Annotated in this window: 2 protein-coding genes and 1 pseudogene; 2 read left to right on the forward strand and 1 reads right to left on the reverse strand. The window is 67.8% G+C overall.

Translation table 11 applies throughout. The annotated features are described in order from the left end of the window. A partial coding sequence (locus ACFP9U_RS25120) for an FAD-dependent monooxygenase (protein ID WP_378625613.1) occupies window positions 1-387 on the forward strand: 387 nt, incomplete at its 5' end. Window positions 388-429: 42 nt separating this feature from the next. Further along, window positions 430-870 carry an OsmC family protein gene (locus ACFP9U_RS25125; RefSeq protein ID WP_378625614.1) on the forward strand — a complete coding sequence of 147 codons (441 nt, stop codon included), beginning with the start codon at window positions 430-432 and terminating at the stop codon, window positions 868-870. Between the two features lie 67 nt (window positions 871-937). On the opposite strand, the pseudogene ACFP9U_RS25130 reads toward ACFP9U_RS25125, so the two are convergent. After that, a pseudogene (locus tag ACFP9U_RS25130) lies at window positions 938-1,265 on the reverse strand (hypothetical protein); the annotation flags it as partial.

The following is a 1,265-nucleotide window of genomic DNA, read 5'->3' on the forward strand; positions in this document are numbered from 1 at the left end:
GACTTCGTGCGCCCGCGCTTGGCGCTTGCCGGCGACGCCGCCCACGGCATCCACCCGATCGCCGGGCAGGGCCTCAATCTCGGCTTCAAAGATGCCGCCGCCCTGGCCCAGGTACTGGTGGAAGCGGACCGGCTGGGCGAGGACATCGGCGCACTCGACATATTGCAGCGCTACGAGCGCTGGCGCCGCTTCGACACCGTGCAGATGGGCATGACCACGGACGTGCTCAACCGCCTCTTCTCCAACGATTTCGCGCCGCTGCGCGCGGTCCGCGACGTCGGCCTCGGCCTCGTCGACCGCATGCCCGGCATGAAGAGCTTCTTCGTCCGGCAGGCTTCCGGCCTGACCGGGACGGCACCGCGCCTGCTCCAGGGTCAGGCGATCTGAAACGCAAGCACAACGCAACAGCCACAGCAAAGGGAGACCGGCATGAAACGCTACGCAAACGTCATCTGGAACGGATCGCTCACCAAGGGCTCCGGCACCCTCGTCGAGACACAGAGTCAGGCCCTGCGCGACCTGCCGCTGGGCTTCAAGGCGCGTTTCGAGGACGAATCCGGCCGCGCCGGCACCAACCCCGAGGAACTCATCGCCGCCGCCCACGCAAGCTGCATCGCCATGCAGCTCGCCCATCTCCTGGCGGAAAACGGCACGCCGGCCGAATCCCTGGAATCCAAGGCCGAGATCGACCTGCAGCCGGCCGAAGGCGGCGGCTTCGAAATTCGCGGCAGCGCCATCACCATGGTCGGCAAGGTGGCTGGCCTTGACGAGGATCAGTTCAAGGAGATCGCCGCCAAGGCGAAGGAGATCTGCCCGGTTTCCAAGGCGCTCGGCGCCATCGACGTCACACTCGACGCCCGCTTCTCCTGACCGACCCCGGGGCGGTCAGCCCCGCTACCATCTCCAGGCGCCCGCGCTGATGGCCGGGCGCCTGCTTCTATTTGGGTGCTACGTGCGGAGCGGTTGTCAGGCGATAGGCGCTGAGTTCCTTGCGGCTGAGGTGGTAGAGTGAGCGCGGCGGCGTGTCGAGCGCATGCAGCCAAAGGGCCGGATTGACCCCCATTCGTTCCAGATGCCGCGCAATGCGCGCCGTGGTCAGCTGCGTATCAGCCATCACGCGATCCGGTTCCGCCTCGCTCTTGCCGGCCGGCGAAAACTGATGAAGACCGATCACGGCGCCGGGGCCGGCCATGCGTGTCACGCCGCCGGCCAGCACCAGCGGGCAGGAGGAGGCGCACAGGGCGCCGTCCTCGACCACCGCGCCG

The organism is Nitratireductor sp. GCM10026969, assembly GCF_042660605.1.
GTDB lineage: Bacteria > Pseudomonadota > Alphaproteobacteria > Rhizobiales > Rhizobiaceae > Chelativorans.

What these genes read in the sequence shown, in the direction of transcription:
- ACFP9U_RS25125 (WP_378625614.1), top strand. Translation starts at nt 430, where the DNA reads ATGAAACGCTACGCAAACGTCATCTGGAACGGATCGCTCACCAAGGGC.